Here is a 17,601-nt window from a genome sequence, read left to right on the forward strand (position 1 = left end):
ATTTACAAATCAACTTAATTAAGGAGACATAAATTATGGCAATTAAAGTAGAAGTATTTTCAACTAGTACCTGTCCGCACTGCCCTGCAGCTATTGACGCTGCCCAAAAAGCAAAAGATAAATTGGGCGATGCAATTGATGTTGAATCAGTTAAAATCGATGACCCAAACAATCCGGAAAACAGGCAAAGAGCAATAGATTACCAGATTATGGCAGTTCCTACAGTTGTAATTGATGGTGACGTGACCTTTGTGGGAGCACCTACTGAAAATGAATTGATCGCTCATCTTGAATCTTTATTATAGATTCACTCTTTTTTTTATTTTTAAAATGACAAATGATAATTATACTGGCGTAACGACTGGAACAGTGGCTACAGCATGTTCTCTTGCAGCTTTGGATGCAATTTTGGATTCTTCTGATATTGCCTGCGTTAAAGTTGAAACCCCCAAAAAAATATTGGACATCATTATTGATGAATGCAAGAAAGTCGATTCTAATAGGGCTTATGCCATAGCACATAAAAATCCCTATAACGATCCCGACGTTACCGTTGATTTGGCTATTGTTTCAACTGTCGAGCTTTTTGATAAAACCGATGAGGAGGTTAATGTAATTATTACCGGTGGAGAGGGTGTCGGCATAATTACAAAGCCGGGACTTCAAATTCCGGTCGGGGATTATGCAATCAATCCGGGTCCCCGCAGCATGATTATTAACAACTTAAATGATAAAGTGCCGGAAGGCAAAATCGCTAAAGTCACTATTTCCATTCCCGAAGGCGAAAAGATTGCCAAAAAGACAATGAATCCCAAGTTGGGAATTGTCGGAGGAATATCAGTATTGGGAACAACAGGCATTGCAAGATCAATGTCCAGTGACGCCTATAAAAATTCCATTGTCACCCAGCTTGATGTTGCCCTTGCTTTGGAATTGGATAATCTGGTTTTTGTTCCGGGCAATATCGGTGAAAAATTGGCCTTAAAAAATATGGACATTACCAAACAGCAGGTTATCCAAACTGGAAATTATGTCGGTTTCATGTTTGAAGAGGCTGAAAAAAGGGGAATCACAAAATTCACTTTCTTTGGACATATGGGCAAACTGATTAAGGTTGCCGGAGGAATCTTCAATACCAAGCATGCCGTTGCTGACGGCAGGCGTGAGATAATGGTTTCACATGCGGCTTTGTGCGGTGCGCCTCAAAAGGACCTTCAAAGGTTATTCGATTCAAAGACAACTGATGACATGATGGATATATTGAATGAACTCAATATTTCTGTTGAGGTTTCAAACAGTATCGCCAAGGCAATTCATGACAGATGCTATCAGCGTTTTGATTTGGATTTGAATGTGATTTTGGTGGATATGGATGGCAATTATTTAAATGATAATTTCATGATATAAATATATAGTTAAATTTGGAGTTTATTTTTATGAAAATAGCTATGGTTGGTCAATTTCCGCCTCATGTCGGGGGAGTTGGGGTTCATATACATACCCTGTCTAAAAAATTGGTTGAACAGGGCCATGAAGTTTATGTAATCACTTATCCTCACAAGGAAATTAAAGATATTGACGGAATACATGTCATTGGAACAAAAGGATTGAATGTTCCTGGTGTTCGAGGTTTGATGTTTAAAAGGAATGCCAAAAAGGCATTGGAAAAGCTTTTGGAGAAAGTTGGCATTGACATTATCCATGGTCATTATCTCTTCCCTGCGGGAGCGGCTGCAGTTGAGGTTGGAAAAAAACATGGCATCAAGACCTATGTTACAGCACATGGTTCTGATATGTTTGAATTATATAAATCACAGCCATTGATGCGATCTACATTAAAAAACGTATTGAAAGATGCAGATGGAGTTTTTGCAGTAAGCAATGCATTAAAACATGAAATTATAGCAACAGGTGTTGCAGGTATAGCCGATAAAACCAGAATTTCATGGAATTCTGTCGATGTCAATAAATTTTCAACAAATGAAAACGATTCATTTAAAAATGAATACAAGCTCAATGACAAGCCTATCGTTCTTTTTGTAGGGAATCTGATTAAAAGGAAAAATGTCGATTCACTGCTTGAAGCTAAAAAAATTGCAAACAGCGATTATTACTTGGTGGTGGTCGGTGACGGGCCATTATTCAAAAAGCTCACCAAAAAAGTTGAAGAGGAAAACATTCGTGATGTGATATTTACCGGTTCAAGGGATGATGTGGAAAATATCATTCCAAGTTGTGATGTTTTGATACTGCCTTCCTTTTCGGAAAGTTTCGGTTTGGTTTTAATTGAGGCTTTGGCATGCGGAAAACCTGTAATAGGCAGTGATGTTGGAGGAATTTCCGAAATAATCAATGATAATGTGGGAATGCTTGTCAATCCGAATAAAATTTCATCAATAGCTAAAGCCGTAGACACCATTGTAAACGATGAGAATTTAAGAGGAATATTTTCTATGAATGCAAGAAACAGGGCTCTTGATTTTTCCGAAGTTGATATACCATATGATGAGGTTAGACAATGAAAAATACTGTCAGATCACCCGGTTCAGCAACAATAATCAATGCAATCGCAACGGGATTCGGTTCCGCATTCGGAATCGCATTGGATATTGAATGTGAAGCAAAGACAACCTCTTGTGATATTGAATGTTTCAATGATGTTGGAGCGGACACCACTTTAATGGAATTGTGTGTTTCAAGGGTTTTCAATCATTATAATATAGATAAAGATGAATTCGGTGTCAGCCTGAAAACAAAATCCAGTCTGCCTATGGCATCAGGCCTTTCCAGCAGCAGTGCGTCTTCAAATGCAATTGTTAAGGTTACTTCAGAAATTGTTGCAGAAGAATTTAATTTGAAACCATTAACCGATTTGGAAGTGGTCAACATGGCAATTGATGCGTCACTTGAAGCGGGAGTTACAATCACAGGATCATTTGATGATGCAACGGCCTCCTACTTTGGAGGGGTTGTAATCACTGACAACAAAAAGAGAGAATTCATCCTCAGACAAAAAATGAAAGACTATAAGATTCTGATTTACATGCCGAATTTCCATTCGCAGTCCGGCCAGTCTGATGTTGAGCGCATGAAAGTTTTGGCACCATTGGTTGAAACTGCATATGATTTCGCATGCAAAAAGGATTTTTTCAAGGCAATAAACTTGAATGGATTAATCTATTCTTCAACATTGGGTTTTAACTCATCAATAGCTGTCGATGCATTACAGGCAGGAGCTTTGGCATCTGGCTTATCCGGAACAGGGTCTGCATTTTTTGCGATTGTTGATGATAATTCTGTCGATGAGGTCCATGATTGCTGGATGAAATATGATGGACAGGTTATCTCAACACAGGTGGATAATCGTGGATGTCGCCTGTTGTAGAAGAATCTTTAATTTTTATTTTTAATAAGGTTCTTTAAAAAAGAGCCATATACTTTATATACTAGGATATTAATAAATTATATTATTATCAATTTGGTGATTTTTTGAAAAGTACTGATGAAATAAAATCTTTTAAAAGTAAGGAAGAAGCTGAAATACTTCTCAAAGAGTCCAGAAAACGTATTGATGAAATTGATAATGCGTTATTTGATTTAATTTCTCAGAGAACTTCTCTTGCTAATGACATTGTCCTTTCCAAACATTATCTTGGAATGCCAATCTATGATAAATCTCGGGAAGAGGCAGTTCATGAAAAAATCAAGAGAATGGCAGAGGAAAATGATCTTGATGTTGATATTATTGATCAAATCGTGAATATGTTAACAATTTTAAGTAAAAACGAGCAGAATAAAATTTTAAGGAGGAATGTTGATGGGCAATATTAGAACTTCATTTGTTAAACGTTTAGCAAAAGAGTTAATTGAAACTCATAAAGGTGTTTTCACTACTGATTTTGAAGAAAATAAAAAATTAGTACAAGAATATTCTACTGTAAGTACTAAACATTTAAGAAATAAAATTGCAGGATATGTAACAAGGCTTGTAAGGTTAGAACAAACCCAAGAATAAGCTTTTTTTCATATTTTTTACTCTTTTTTTATTAAACTATTTTTTGATTTTGAAATTTTAAAACTATTTTCATTGATATTTTTAATTAAAGTATATTAATATGATTTAATAAAAATATATATGTATATTTTGTTTAGTTAGAAAATTGAACAAAATTTCAATTTGAAATAGGTGAACTTATGGATTTGATAGTAGCAAAATTTGGTGGAACCTCGGTAGGTAACGGTTCCAGAATTAAAAAAGCGGCGCAGTCCGTGGTAAATGAGTATATGAAAGGAAATCAGGTGGTCGTTGTAGTGTCAGCTGTTAACAAGACAACTGATGAACTAATCGGATTATCTGATGAAGCAATTGGCGCTAGTTTAACCGATAAACAGAAGGCAGAAATCATGGCAATGGGTGAATTGACTAGTGTTAGATTATTTGCTGCAACTATTGAATCTTTAGGTGTGAAGTCTGAATATATTGATCCATATAGTGATTTATGGCCAATTATAACAGATTCCAATTCTCTTGAAGCAAAAATTGATTTTAACAATACCAATAAGAAAATGGAAGGCATTAAAAACCTTACCAATCAGGGAATAATACCTGTGATATGTGGATTTTTAGGCCAGGGTCCAAGCGGCGAGATCACCACCCTCGGAAGGGGCGGAAGTGACGTGACCGCATTTCTGCTTGGCCATTGCTTGGATGCAAATGAGGTTGTCATTGTCACCGACGTTGAGGGGGTAATGTCAACAGACCCGAATAAAATTGAGGAGGCACAGTTATTAGAACAGATTTCTGTTGAAGAAATGAGGGATTTGGCTACTCATGGAGCACAGGTTCTCCACCCTCATGCATTAAAATATAAGGATCCATCTATCACTGCAAAAATTATCAATTTCGCTCATGGAGATTTATCTGCAAAAGGAACCCGTATTGTAGGGCCCTATGAGGGGGATATGATGAAATGTGTAACTAAGTACAAGAACCCTATTTCTCTTATTGCTATTGTTGGTGAGGCAATGCTTAAAAGAACTGGTCTTATGGCCAGTATGACTGGAAAACTTGCTGAAGCGGATATCAATATTTTCGGCATTTCAGCTGGTCAAAACTCAATAACCGTATTTGTCGAAAAGACAGATTCAAATAAGGCTTATCATCTATTGCATCAGGTTGTAGTTGAAACCGATGTGTTAAGTTCTTTATCTTTGGGTAGGGATACAGCAATGATTACATTTGTAAGTCCGGATATTATTGACACTCCGGGAATAATTTCAGATATTACAGAACCGCTTAGAAAAAACGAAATCAACATTGTAGAAATTATTTCATCTCAAACAGCAGTTGTCTTATTTGTTAACTGGGATGATGGTGAAAAAGCACGCGAATTAATTAATGAGGTTTTAGAATGAATTTTGAAGGAACATATGTTGCAATGGTAACTCCATTCACACAGGATAGGGAAATTGATGAAGAGGGATTCAGGTCCAATATAAATTATCTCATCGATTTGGGAGTGAATGGTTTAGTTGGTGCAGGTACTACTGGAGAATCTGCAACCGTAACTCATGAGGAACATCAAAAGATAATTGATATTTTGGTGGATGAGGTTGATGGCAGAGTTGAAACCGTAGCCGGAACAGGAAGTAATGCTACTTCCGAAGCATTGTCCTTAACCAAATATGCTTATGATGCCGGAGCAGACTCTGCATTATTGATTACTCCTTATTACAACAAACCTCAACAGCATGCTGTTATTGAACATTACAGGACTATTGCCGAAACAGTCGATATTCCTCTTATAGCCTATAATGTGCCGTCCCGTACCGGACTCAATATGGATGTTGACACTATTGTGGAATTGGCCAAAATCGACGGTATCGATGCTGTAAAAGAGGCTAGTGGAAGTGTGGACAAAGTGTCTGATATTTACAGATCCCTTACTCATGAAGGACTTGAAGATGAATTTAACATATTGTCCGGTGAAGATTCATTGACTTTACCTCTTATGGCTGTTGGTGCAACAGGCGTAATTTCTGCATCCGCTAACATTGATGCAAGAAGAATGGTTTTAATGGTTGACAGTATCTTGAATGATGATTATACAAGGGCTATGGAACTTCACTATGAAATGCTTGAATTGATTAGGGCACTTTTCATTGAAACCAATCCGGTTCCTGTCAAAACTGCAATGAACCTTATGGGATTGCCTTCAGGACCTTTCAGACAGCCATTGGCTGAGATGAAAGAGGAAAACCTTGAAGTTCTTAAAAAAGCTTTAAAAGATTCAGAATTAATTTAAGTGAGGATTGACATGATTAAAGTAGCAGTAACTGGAGCAGCAGGAAGAATGGGCTCCGGTATTATTAGAAAAATTACAGAACAAGATGATATGGAAGTAGTTGCTGCAATTGAGATGCCTAATACTCCTTTAGCAGGAAAAGATGCAGGGCTTCAGGCAGGAATAGATGAACTTGGTGTTGAGATTACCGGTTCTGAAAAATTGGAAGAAACATTAAAGGCTTCAAAACCTGATGTTTTGGTTGATTTTACAATTGCTCATGCTGCAGTTGAAACAATTAAAACTGCAACCTCCTGTGGAGTAGGTGTTGTTGTTGGAACTACCGGATTTAGTGAAGAGCAAATGGAGTCAAACATTCAGAATGTTAAGGATAACAATGTTCCTGCAGTCATTTCTTCAAACATGGCCATTGGAGTCAACGTATTCTTCAACACTTTAAAGAAATTAGCTCCATTATTATATGATTTTGATATTGAAATTATTGAAGCTCACCACAACCAGAAAAAAGACGCTCCATCCGGAACAGCGGTTACAGCATTTGAAGTAATTGCTGAAGAGCTTGGCCGTAACACTGAAGAGGTGGGAGTTTATGGAAGACACGGTCTGGTTGGCAAAAGAACTCCTGAAGAAATTGGTGTTCATGCCATTCGTGGTGGAGACATTGTTGGTGACCATACCGTAATGTTTGTTGGTGATGGTGAAAGAATAGAGCTCAAGCATCAGGCACACACAAGGGAAGTATTTATCGCTGGTGTGATAAGAGCTATTAGATACATTCCAAATGCTGAAACTGGTATTGTCAGCAGTATGAATGATGTTTTAGGATTAGAATAGGTGTTAAATATGGTTAATGTAGGTGTACTTGGTGCAACTGGAATGGTTGGTCAAAGATTTATTCAGTTACTTGAGAATCACCCCGATTTTGAGGTTACAGCTCTAGCGGCTTCTTCCAGATCTGCAGGTAAAAGATATGAAGATGCTACAACCTGGTATATGGATAATGAAATGCCGGAGTCTGTAAAAGACATTGAGGTAATTGAGACTAATCCTGAAGCGATGGATGATGATGTGGACATTGTATTTTCATCCCTTCCGGCAGATTTTGCACTTACTGTTGAAAAGGAATATGCTAAAGATTATGTTGTTGCAAGTAATGCTAGTGCACATAGGATGAAGAAAAATATTCCATTAGTGATTCCTGAAGTCAATCCTGAATGCTTAGACATGATTGATGCTCAACAGAAGGAAAATGATTGGGATGGATTTATTGTAACAAATCCAAACTGTTCAACTATTGCTTTAGCTTTAACTTTGAAGCCAATTGTTGATAATTTTGATGTAAAATCAGTTAGAGTATCAACTATGCAGGCAGTATCTGGTGCAGGTTATAATGGCGTTCCATCAATGGCCATTGTCGATAATCTTGTTCCCTACATTGGTGGGGAAGAGGAAAAAATGGAAAGCGAATCATTATATCTGTTAGGTAAATATGATGGTAGCGATGTAGTTAATGCAGATTTCAAATTAAGTGCATCATGTCATAGGGTACCTGTTATTGATGGTCATACTGAAGCGGTATTTATTGAGTTGGCTGATGACTTTGACATTGCTGATGTGGGTGATAAAATGGCAAACTTCAAAGCTTTGCCACAAGAGTTAAATTTATTCTCAGCTCCTGAAAATCCAGTCATTGTCAAAGAAGAATCCGACAGACCACAACCAAGAATGGACAGAAATGCAAGTAATGGTATGGCTGTAACTGTTGGTAGGCTTAGAAAAGATACAGTATTTGATAATAGTTTTAAATATGTTTTAGTTGGACATAATACAATTCGTGGTGCAGCTGGAGCTTCTATTTTAAATGCTGAATTGATTAATGATAAAATACTCTAATTTTATCAATTTATTTTTTCTATTTTTTTTAATTTTTTCTAATTTTTCCATCTGTTTTCTATATGTTTTTTGTTTTATTTTTTAGTTAGTTTAAGGGTTTAATTTAAATAGTATAAAAGAAATAATTTATATCAAGGAATTATATTGTACAATATATCGGAGTTTTCAAATTCATAAAAAATTATTAATTTGAAATCGATATTGGGATAAAATTTTAACTAAGGGATAGAATGGAATTAGGAATTGATGCTGAAAAAGATACACTACAATCATTAATTCGATCTTGCCTATTAGAGCTCAATACATTGAAATACGAGTTAACAGAGCTTGAAGTGGAAAGGGCAAATGATAACACTCCACAAAGGATTAAAGAACTCGAAAAAGATATTGTAGATAAGGAAAAAGAAGTTTCTGTTATTAAATTCAAAGCAGAAGACGAAATCAATCTTTTGAAAAAACAACTTGAAGAAAAAGATATTCTCATCAAAAATCAAGAGGACAGGATCTATGAACTTGATTATGTAAACAATTCTCTTGATGAAATTAAGGAGTATTTTGCTGAGCAGCTTAGGGATTATAAGAAAAAAGAATTATCTGATGTCAATGAAAGATTAAACGAATCTTATAAAAGTATCGCTGAAAAGGAAGCTCAAATCAATACTCTTTCAAGAACTATTGACGATTACAAAATTAAAGTTATCAAGTTGGAAAATAATGTGGAATCACAGGCTCAGATATTGGAACTTGAAAAGGAAATTGAGCTTAAATCCAACGAAATTCTCATTAAGGAAAGCGAAATAGAAAGAATTCAAAATGAGATGGAAATTTTAAAGCAACAGACTATTCCTAAAGATGAGTACATTTCCCTTCAAACCCAATTCGAATCCGAAATCAATGCAATGAATAATGAAATCACTAATCTCAGACAAGATTCTATCCCTAAAAAAGATTATGATGAGTTACAATTCAGGTTTGATTCAGAAATTAAAACCCTTGACGATCAAATTGTGGGTTTAAAAGAAAATACAGTTCCTAAACAAGATTATATTAACCTTCAAAGCAGATTTGATAATGAAATTGATGCGAGAAACAGTGAAATTCAATATTTAAAAGAAAGGTCCGTGTCTAAAGATGATTACATGGCCCTTCAAAATCAACTGCAGACTGAAATTGTTGCAAAGGATAATGAACTTCGCTATTTGAGGGAAAGAACTGTTTCTCGTGAAGAGTACATTAAGCTTCAAAGTGAATTGCAAAGGAAAGAAGATAAAATTAGAAGATTAGAAGAAATTAATGAATTCTTCAATGATTTGCAAGAGGAACAAGAAGCTTATGAAACTCATGAAAGGACTCCGCCTTTCAGATTAGAAAAAAAACAAGGTAGATAACTCTACCTAACATATTTTTCTTTTTTTAGATAATTTTTATCTCCACATCTATCTTTATTCCAATCACTTTCATGATTTCTTATTGATGATTTATTTTAATTTAATTCCTTTCAATATTTTTAATGGTATGCGTATGTGTCATCATAATTATGGCATGAAAAACCAATATTTCAAGGGTCATTTTTTGTGAGGTTTTTCTCATTATTCTTTTTCTTACTTCAATTTACTTTATACCATAAAGTATTTATATAACCTCAAACTCATGTATTAAGTAGAAAGGTTTAGTCAACACTATAACTTATTTTCTCATGTTGATGATTAAACTGATCTAATTATTTATAAAATTAAAAAAAGGTGATTATTAATGGCACAAGGACAACCAATTTTTATTTTACCTGAAGGTACTAACAGGTCTGTCGGCAGAGATGCACAAAGAAACAACATTTTAGCTGGTAAAGTATTGGCTGAAACTGTAAGAACAACTTTAGGTCCAAAAGGAATGGACAAAATGTTAGTCGACGGACTCGGAGACATTGTTGTTACCAACGACGGTGTAACTATTTTAAAAGAAATGGATATTGAACATCCTGCAGCAAAAATGCTCGTGGAAGTTGCAAAAACCCAAGAAGACGAAGTTGGGGACGGAACCACCACTGCAGTTATCATTGCTGGAGAATTGTTAAAAAAATCCGAAAACTTACTTGATTCTGACATTCACCCAACTATCATAGCTATGGGATACAGAAAAGCAGCAGAAAAAGCACAAGAAATCTTGGATGAAATCGCAATCGACGATGTTGACTCTGAAATTTTACTCAAAGTTGCTATGACTGCTATGACTGGAAAAGGAACTGAAGCAGCACGTGAACCATTAGCAAAATTAATCGTAGACGCTGTTGAAGCAGTTGAAGAAGATGGTGTTGTTGACACCGATAACATCAAAATCGAGAAAAAAGATGGGGCTGTTGTTGAAGAATCCAACTTAGTTGAAGGTGTAATCGTAGACAAAGAAAGAGTACACCCAGGTATGCCATCCGAAATCAAAGATGCAAAAATCGCATTAGTCAACACTCCATTGGAAGTTAAAGAAACCGAAATGGATGCAGAAATCACTATCACTGACCCTGCTCAAATGCAAGCTTTCATCGAACAGGAAGAAAAAATGGTCAAAGATATGGTAGACAAAATCGTTGATGCAGGTGCAAACGTATTGTTCGCACAAAAAGGTATTGATGACTTAGCACAACACTACTTATCCAAAGCAGGCGTTTTAGCAGTAAGAAGAGTTAAAAAATCAGACATCGAAAAATTATCCAGAGCTACTGGTGCAAATGTCATCACAAACTTAGACGACTTAACTGCTGATGATTTAGGAATTGCTGGAACTGTTGAAGAAAGAAAAATCTCCGGCGATGAAATGATCTTTGTAGAAGAATGCTCAGGCGCTAAATCCGTAACCTTATTCGTAAGAGGAAGTACCAAACACATTGTTGACGAAATTGTAAGGGCAATTGAAGATGCAATTGGTGTTGTAGCAGCTACTGTAGAAGACGACAAAGTTGTTGCTGGTGGAGGAGCTCCTGAAATTGCAATGGCTAAAAAACTCAAAGATTACGCAGAATCTATTTCTGGAAGAGAACAATTAGCAGTAAATGCATTTGCAGAAGCCTTAGAAATCGTACCAAAAACCTTAGCAGAAAATGCAGGTTTAGACAGTATCGATTCCTTAGTGGATTTAAGAGCTGCACAAGAAGACTCTGCTTACATGGGATTAGACGTATTCACTGGTGAAGTAGCAGATATGAAAGAAGCTGGTGTAATTGAACCTAAACGTGTCAAAAAACAAGCTATCCAATCTGCATCTGAAGCAGCAGAAATGATTTTAAGAATCGATGATGTAATCGCATCAACCAAAGGCCCTGAAGATATGGGTATGGATCCTTCCGCTATGGGCGGAATGCCTCCAATGATGTAAATTTTTACATCACTTTTTTTCTTTTTTTATGTATTCAAATAGACTTATTTTTAAAACATCATCTGATGATGAAATATTTTACTTGAAAGACACTATTTTAATTAATTTTAATGCCAATCGTAATGGATTATCAACTTCTCAACTTAATGGGGGGACTAATGAGTTATATAAAGCTGTTTTTAACCAGCATTTGTCACAGGATAAAATTGATTATCTGGAAACTCATGACGTCTGCGAATATTTAATAAATGAATGCGGGCTGTTGGATATCGATTCTGAATATTCGACCGGATTGATAACGTTGGCACTGATGAAAAATCTAAGCATTGTTACAAAATCTTTTAGAAATACTGAAGTAACTGCCATTACAACTGCAGGCGTTAGAACAAATGCTTCTGCGGCAGGAGACCCTGCATCATACTGGCAGGAAAATGGCAGGTATCATTTCGGAACGATAAATATCATGTTGCTGACTAATGTCCGCTTAGAAAAATCCACGTTGGCGGAAGCTTTCATGACCATTTGTGAAGCAAAGACAGTTGCACTAAATAATCTAAGAATCCCATCACAATATTCGAACAGGTATGCAACAGGAACCGGAACTGATGGTGTTGCAGTATTTTCAAACTTGGATTCAAACAATACATTGACAAATGCAGGCAAACATTCAAAACTTGGTGAACTGATTGCAAATGCCGTTATTGAATCAGTAACAAAGGCTATTGGAAAACAGGTTTGGATTACAAATAAATCCCAATCAAATGCTCTGGTCAGATTAAACAGGTATACGTTGGACATTAATGAATTCTATGAGGGTCTGGATTGTGACAAATTGGAATTCATAAGACAGTTAAGAGTTGACGCTAAAATCCAAAGAAACGTTGCCATCACGACTTCCATCCTGAACCTGATTGATGAAGTGGATAATCATTTGATTAAAAAAGAGGATGCCTATAATCTGGCATGTGAAATAAAAGAAAAATGTAATAGTTACCCAATAAGAACTTTATTGGAGTATTGGATTAACTATTTCATTCGTTAGAGTTGAATTCAATTAATTCTCCATTGTCTTGGACAATTTTAGCAATTGATTGTTCGGCAACTTCTAATTTTTTATTACAAACCTTAACCAATTCCATGGCATTTTTAAATTCTTCAATTGCATCATCCAATGGCACATCTCCATTTTCTAATTTATTAACGATTTCTTCTAGTTTCTCTAAACTTTCTTCAAAACTCAATTCCTGTTCCATCATATCACCTTTGTATTTACAATTCCGTCATCAAATTCAATGTCAACTTCATCTCCAGTTTTAACATCTTTGGCTGAAGATATTACTTTATCGCCACTTTTGGCTATTGAATACCCTCTTTTCAATGTTAAAAGAGGATTTAAAACTTCCAGTTTGTTTATATTTTTTAAACATGCATCTCTTTTTTTCTCAGTTATCTGCTTTGGATTTCTTAAGATATGCGAGTTTTCCAGTTTGAATAATTTAGTTTTATTTTCCCGGATTATGTTTTGAGATGAAAAAGTTAGCCTATTGACTAAGTTGTCCAGGCTCATTCCTTTAATTTCATAAATGCTTTCCGGATTTTTAAAAATATTCTTTTGAGAAATGCTGTCCAATTTGGTTCTGTTTGCCGTAAGGGCATCTTTCATGTTTTTGGTCAGTCTTCTGTTTAGCTGATTAACATCATGTTTTAGCTTACTCAATTCCGGTACGGCAATGCCTGCGGCAGCAGTTGGTGTTGCCGCTCGTTTGTCTGCAACAAAGTCACTTATTGTAAAGTCAGTTTCATGGCCAACAGCACTGATGACAGGAATTTCACATTCATAGATTGCACGTGCAACTTCCTCTTCATTGAATGACCATAAATCTTCGATACTTCCTCCGCCACGACCTACGATTAAGCTGTCCAAATCAAAGTTTTGTGCATATCTGATTTGCCTAACAATTTGGGGAGGGGCCTGGTCGCCTTGAACCAATGTTGGAAATACTAGAATTTCGCAAATCGGATATCTTTTTTTAATTGTCGTGATGATATCTCTTATTGCCGCTCCGGTTCTTGCCGTAACGACTCCAATCCTTTTAGGATATTTAGGTATTTCTTTTTTATGAGCATCGTCGAATAATCCCTCTTTGGCAAGCTTTTTCTTCAACTGTTCAAAAGCAATGTGCAGATTGCCAATTCCATCTTCAGTAATTTTGGTGGCATATAGTTGATATCTGCCGGTTTTGTGATAGACTTCAATTTTACCTTTAATGATTACTTTCATGCCATCTTCTGGCTTGAATTTGAGGAATTTATCTTTCATGCCCTTGAACATTACTCCGTCAATTTGCGAATCCTCATCTTTTAGGGTAAAATAACTATGTCCGCTGTATGAATCCTTATAATTGGAAAGTTCTCCTTTTATAAGTATATTTTTCAAATTAGGATCCATGTTTAGCTTTTTTTTGATATAGGTATTAATCTCAGATACTGTGAATGTCTTCTCTTCCATATATTCACCTTGAAATCAATATTGTTATTATGTTGTTTGCATTTAATACACTTTGTGATTTTTGAGGTTGAATAATGTAAATCTATTTTAAAAGGAAGATACAATATTAAATTAGGTGTTTTAATATGAGAATTAAAGACGAACTATTCGGCAAAGAGGTTATTGATGCTGACATTCAAATTGTTGGAAGGGTGTCTGATGTTATTTTAGATAAGGATACCTATGAAATTACTGATTTGGTCCTTAAAAAAACAGGATTTTCAGAACAAATCAAATCCAGTGAAAATATGGTGCCAATGGAGCTTGTAAAAGTTATTGGCGATAAAATTTTACTTAAAGGCGAAGATGATTTATAATGGCTTCTAAAGAATATTTAATTGATTTATTAAAGGAAAACGAAGTATTTCTTGAAGGTGATTTTACTTTATCTTCCGGAAAGAAAAGTAATTATTATATCAACATGAAAAAGGCCATTACAGAGCCAAAAATCTTATCAACAATTTCAAAATTAATCACTGAAAAAATTGCCGATGAAGATATTGATAAAGTTGCGGGTCCTGCATTGGGTGCCGTTCCAATCGCTACGGCGGTTTCTCTTGAATCTGGCTTGCCATTGTTAATGATTCGTAAAGAAAAGAAGGGTTATGGTACTTCTAAACTTATTGAAGGCGAACTTAATCCCGAGGATAATGTGATTGTAGTTGAAGATGTTTCCACTACTGGAGGTTCACTTCTAAAAGCAATCAAGGCGATTCAGGACAATGGCGGAAATGTTGTCAGGGCATTTGTTGTCGTTGACAGGCAGGAAGGCGCCATTGAAGAGTTTGCAAAGCAAAATATAAAACTTGAACCTTTGATAATAGTCGATGAATTTTTCGATTAAAAAAATAATAATGATGAAAAATTAATTTCATCATTTTTTCACATGATGAACAAAATGTGGAAGTTCATCAATAATTAAATTTAATGCGGTTTTAACGGCATTCGGAGAACCGGGCATTGAGAAAATGATTGTTTTTTTATAAACCCCTGCGGTAGCCCTTGAAAGAAGGGCGGCTGAACCAATTTCCTCATATGATTTGGCCCTGAAAAGCTCTCCAAATCCTTCAATACGTTTTTCAAAAAGTGATTCTACGGTTTCAACAGTGATGTCCCGAGTATCTAGGCCGGTTCCACCAGTTGTTAAAATGACATCAATGTCATCCAGAACCATTTTGTCGATTTCATCAACAAGATCCTGTTTTTCATCTGGAATCAGACTCTTGGATTTTAAGGTGTATCTGGATTCGATTTCTTCTGCAATATACTTGCCGGACAAATCTAGTTTTTCAGATTTTCTGCTATCGCTAAGAGTAATTATTCCGCAGGAAATATCCTCAGATGATTTTTTTTGATGTTCTTTTGCAGTTTCACTTGTCATTTTATCACTCATCTAAATTATTGTTTAGTATAAATTCTCTAATAATATTATATTCCTCTATACTTTTAAATAATTTTTCGCTTGGCAGATAATAAAAAACGTTGTCTAATTTTTCTTCTGTAATATAGCGGTGGTTATGCATTATTTTAATGTGGTGTGTTATGGTGTTATAATCCACATTTAATATTTTTGCTAATTGATTTTTGTTATGAGGTTTCATAAGCAGTTTATCAATAATTTTAATGGTGGTTTTCCCACCTTTTCGTCCGACTATCAATGTTAACAATTCTTTATCCTCTAGATGTAATAAAGACCAATGCCTTAAAGTTTTTTGTACTGATGCCAAGTCATCACCTCTTTTTATACTCTCTTTCTAAACATTCTGCCCACCTTATTGCATTTTTGTCTTTTCCAATCAGTATCTGGGAATCATCATAATGGCCATCCTTAAAGAATAATGTCAGGGACATAAAATCCGGGCCATATGTTAAAAAGACTTTTACTTTCCTTTCAATACATCTGATTTTTACTTTTTCATTGTCGAGTAATTCTTTTTTAAACAATTCATTCTCTTCAATTGTTTTAAAGACCTCTTTGCTAATGATTAATTCTAATTTTTTTAGTTTATCATCTTTTAAAAGTTTAATCAAATGTTTAAAATGATTTTCAGAGTATATCGGAAGAATTATATTTAATTTTTTTGATTTTGATATTAATTTAATGTAGCTGTTAAATGCGTTTGATAAATCACTTGTTGTTGAAGTAATGTATCTGGCGCCCTTTAAAAGATGAATTTCTTTCAGCATGTCATCTGGTATGCCATCCAAATCATGGCTATTCCAGAATATTTTGTTTTTGTTGATTGCAAACCAATTTTCAATAAGTTTGATCATGTTTGCAGTTAATAGAAATCCATTTGATGTGAGTTCATATGATTTCTGAACTTTTCTAATTAAATTAATGTTCTCTAATTCTTTAAGACCATGCAATATTGTTGCTGAAGGTTTTTTTAAATCATTTCTAAGTTCATCTAAGTTTTTAGATTTATCATACATTGCAAGAAGCAATTTTGATCTCATTCCAGATGTTAAGATATACTTGATCCCACTAAACTCTTCGCTCAATTCCTTTTTTGTGTCAATATTAGTCATTGTCTACCTCTTTTTTCACATGTTCGAATAATTCACTTGCCCAATTGCGGGATTTTTTACTGTTTGAAATTAAAATTCTGTTCTGGTCAAAGCTTCCGTCATTTTTAAACAGACCTAAACTCATACTTCCGTCACATATTGTTAAGTATAGGTTTAGTTCTTTTTTAAAGATGTAAACCTTTAGGTTACCTTTCGCTGCAGCATCTTTTCTCAAATTTTCGTTTACGCGAAACATGAGTTCTTTAAAAATGCCTTGTGGAATAATCAATTCGACAGATCCATTTTTTTTCAAGAGTTTCTCTATCAAATCAGGGTAATCCGGATGCAGGTAGGGGAATATCGCCTTGACATTATTCGAATTTATGATTTGCTTTTTGATTGTGTTGTGTGTTTTATAAATGTCTATTGGTGTTGTTTCGATCAATTCTGAGTTTTTTAAATCGGTAATCCTTTTAACTGAGTTGATGCTCAACTGATTTAAGTCATGTTTGTTCCATAGGGAATCAAAGTCATTTACTAAATCGAGACTTCTTTTAAAATCCATCAGGGTTTTAAAATACACTTCAGTCATAGGATTGATATGGTACTTGCTTTCAATTTTTGTAATGTAGTTGTTTTTCTCTAATTTGCTTATGTTGCTTGATATAGAGCTATATGTAATTTCTGTTTTCTTTACGAGGCCTCTAACATTGTCAGGTTCTTTATTTAATTCACTTAGAATTTTTAATCTAATTTCAGATTTTGTCAGGAATTTTATATCGTTATTGATATTGTTATCCAGTTTCATTTTCAAATCCTCCAAGATTTTTATTAATATTTTTCCTAAATCTTTACGAATTTTCGGATAATGTTATTTAAATGTTCTAAATTTAAATAACTTTTTCAATAACTTATCAAAATTCCTTTAATAACCATTCAAAGAATTTTCAGAAGTTTTTCAAAATTTATTTGGTGGTTGTT

At 34.8% G+C, this 17,601-nt stretch carries 21 protein-coding genes; 15 read left to right on the plus strand and 6 right to left on the minus strand.

Annotated features, from left to right (window positions below; genetic code table 11):
- The first annotated feature begins 35 nt into the window (after positions 1-35).
- The 13 genes from ACJMLO_RS03170 to ACJMLO_RS03230 all read left to right on the plus strand — a co-directional run bounded on the left by ACJMLO_RS03170 (position 36) and on the right by ACJMLO_RS03230 (position 12,603).
- Positions 36-305 (plus strand): thioredoxin family protein, encoded by a 270-nt coding sequence (locus ACJMLO_RS03170; protein WP_405293835.1) that lies wholly within the window; start codon positions 36-38, stop codon positions 303-305.
- Between the two features lie 25 nt (positions 306-330).
- A complete protein-coding gene (cbiD, locus tag ACJMLO_RS03175; RefSeq protein WP_405293837.1) occupies positions 331-1,407 on the plus strand; it encodes a cobalt-precorrin-5B (C(1))-methyltransferase CbiD in 1,077 nt (358 codons plus the stop codon).
- 29 nt (positions 1,408-1,436) lie between these two features.
- Positions 1,437-2,522: a glycosyltransferase family 4 protein gene (locus ACJMLO_RS03180; RefSeq protein WP_405293839.1), complete on the plus strand. Its 1,086-nt coding sequence runs from the start codon at positions 1,437-1,439 to the stop codon at positions 2,520-2,522.
- The gene (locus ACJMLO_RS03185; protein WP_405293841.1) at positions 2,519-3,385 is read left to right on the plus strand and encodes a shikimate kinase; all 867 of its coding nucleotides are present in this window, start codon (positions 2,519-2,521) and stop codon (positions 3,383-3,385) included. The genes ACJMLO_RS03180 and ACJMLO_RS03185 overlap by 4 nt, the downstream gene beginning before the upstream one ends.
- A gap of 104 nt (positions 3,386-3,489) precedes the next feature.
- Complete coding sequence (locus tag ACJMLO_RS03190; RefSeq protein WP_405293843.1) at positions 3,490-3,831, plus strand: chorismate mutase; 342 nt, start codon at positions 3,490-3,492, stop codon at positions 3,829-3,831.
- A complete protein-coding gene (locus ACJMLO_RS03195; RefSeq protein WP_067043908.1) occupies positions 3,818-4,015 on the plus strand; it encodes a 30S ribosomal protein S17e in 198 nt (65 codons plus the stop codon). The genes ACJMLO_RS03190 and ACJMLO_RS03195 overlap by 14 nt, the downstream gene beginning before the upstream one ends.
- Before the next feature lie 179 nt (positions 4,016-4,194).
- The gene (locus tag ACJMLO_RS03200) at positions 4,195-5,415 is read left to right on the plus strand and encodes an aspartate kinase (protein WP_405293845.1); all 1,221 of its coding nucleotides are present in this window, start codon (positions 4,195-4,197) and stop codon (positions 5,413-5,415) included.
- On the plus strand, positions 5,412-6,305 hold the full coding sequence (gene dapA / locus ACJMLO_RS03205) for a 4-hydroxy-tetrahydrodipicolinate synthase (protein ID WP_405293847.1): 894 nt from the start codon (positions 5,412-5,414) through the stop codon (positions 6,303-6,305). Before ACJMLO_RS03200 ends, dapA begins: the two co-directional genes overlap by 4 nt.
- A 12-nt stretch (positions 6,306-6,317) precedes the next feature.
- Complete coding sequence (gene dapB / locus ACJMLO_RS03210) at positions 6,318-7,139, plus strand: 4-hydroxy-tetrahydrodipicolinate reductase (protein WP_405293849.1); 822 nt, start codon at positions 6,318-6,320, stop codon at positions 7,137-7,139.
- Positions 7,140-7,148: 9 nt separating this feature from the next.
- A complete protein-coding gene (asd, locus tag ACJMLO_RS03215) occupies positions 7,149-8,198 on the plus strand; it encodes an aspartate-semialdehyde dehydrogenase (RefSeq protein WP_405293851.1) in 1,050 nt (349 codons plus the stop codon).
- 230 nt (positions 8,199-8,428) lie between these two features.
- A complete protein-coding gene (locus ACJMLO_RS03220; RefSeq protein ID WP_405293853.1) occupies positions 8,429-9,586 on the plus strand; it encodes a glycosyl transferase in 1,158 nt (385 codons plus the stop codon).
- 364 nt (positions 9,587-9,950) lie between these two features.
- Positions 9,951-11,561 (plus strand): thermosome subunit alpha, encoded by a 1,611-nt coding sequence (gene thsA / locus ACJMLO_RS03225; protein WP_405293855.1) that lies wholly within the window; start codon positions 9,951-9,953, stop codon positions 11,559-11,561.
- Positions 11,562-11,589: 28 nt separating this feature from the next.
- Complete coding sequence (locus ACJMLO_RS03230; protein ID WP_405293857.1) at positions 11,590-12,603, plus strand: adenosylcobinamide amidohydrolase; 1,014 nt, start codon at positions 11,590-11,592, stop codon at positions 12,601-12,603.
- On the opposite strand, the gene xseB is transcribed toward ACJMLO_RS03230, so the two are convergent.
- Together xseB and xseA are read right to left on the minus strand one after the other, a co-directional pair.
- Positions 12,593-12,814, minus strand: a complete 222-nt coding sequence (gene xseB / locus ACJMLO_RS03235; protein WP_405293859.1) for an exodeoxyribonuclease VII small subunit — start codon at positions 12,812-12,814, stop codon at positions 12,593-12,595. The genes ACJMLO_RS03230 and xseB overlap by 11 nt on opposite strands.
- Positions 12,814-14,070, minus strand: a complete 1,257-nt coding sequence (gene xseA / locus ACJMLO_RS03240) for an exodeoxyribonuclease VII large subunit (protein ID WP_405293861.1) — start codon at positions 14,068-14,070, stop codon at positions 12,814-12,816. The genes xseB and xseA overlap by 1 nt, the downstream gene beginning before the upstream one ends.
- Before the next feature lie 125 nt (positions 14,071-14,195).
- Between xseA and ACJMLO_RS03245 the strand changes: the two genes are divergently transcribed.
- Together ACJMLO_RS03245 and pyrE are read left to right on the plus strand one after the other, a co-directional pair.
- Positions 14,196-14,426, plus strand: a complete 231-nt coding sequence (locus tag ACJMLO_RS03245; RefSeq protein ID WP_405293863.1) for a PRC-barrel domain-containing protein — start codon at positions 14,196-14,198, stop codon at positions 14,424-14,426.
- Complete coding sequence (gene pyrE, locus ACJMLO_RS03250) at positions 14,426-14,953, plus strand: orotate phosphoribosyltransferase (protein ID WP_405293864.1); 528 nt, start codon at positions 14,426-14,428, stop codon at positions 14,951-14,953. The genes ACJMLO_RS03245 and pyrE overlap by 1 nt, the downstream gene beginning before the upstream one ends.
- Before the next feature lie 30 nt (positions 14,954-14,983).
- On the opposite strand, the gene ACJMLO_RS03255 is transcribed toward pyrE, so the two are convergent.
- From ACJMLO_RS03255 to ACJMLO_RS03270, 4 genes are read right to left on the minus strand one after another with little or no spacing between them, the layout of a single operon-like run.
- Positions 14,984-15,490, minus strand: a complete 507-nt coding sequence (locus ACJMLO_RS03255) for a molybdenum cofactor biosynthesis protein B (RefSeq protein ID WP_405293866.1) — start codon at positions 15,488-15,490, stop codon at positions 14,984-14,986.
- Between the two features lie 4 nt (positions 15,491-15,494).
- Entirely contained in the window at positions 15,495-15,836 is a 342-nt protein-coding gene (locus ACJMLO_RS03260) for a winged helix-turn-helix domain-containing protein (RefSeq protein WP_405293868.1), read from the minus strand.
- A gap of 4 nt (positions 15,837-15,840) precedes the next feature.
- Complete coding sequence (locus ACJMLO_RS03265) at positions 15,841-16,641, minus strand: helix-turn-helix transcriptional regulator (RefSeq protein ID WP_405293870.1); 801 nt, start codon at positions 16,639-16,641, stop codon at positions 15,841-15,843.
- Positions 16,634-17,428: a helix-turn-helix transcriptional regulator gene (locus ACJMLO_RS03270; RefSeq protein ID WP_405293872.1), complete on the minus strand. Its 795-nt coding sequence runs from the start codon at positions 17,426-17,428 to the stop codon at positions 16,634-16,636. Before ACJMLO_RS03270 ends, ACJMLO_RS03265 begins: the two co-directional genes overlap by 8 nt.
- Positions 17,429-17,601: the final 173 nt, after the last annotated feature.

It is taken from the genome of Methanobrevibacter sp. (assembly GCF_045120835.1).
Taxonomy (GTDB): Archaea; Methanobacteriota; Methanobacteria; order Methanobacteriales; family Methanobacteriaceae; genus Methanocatella.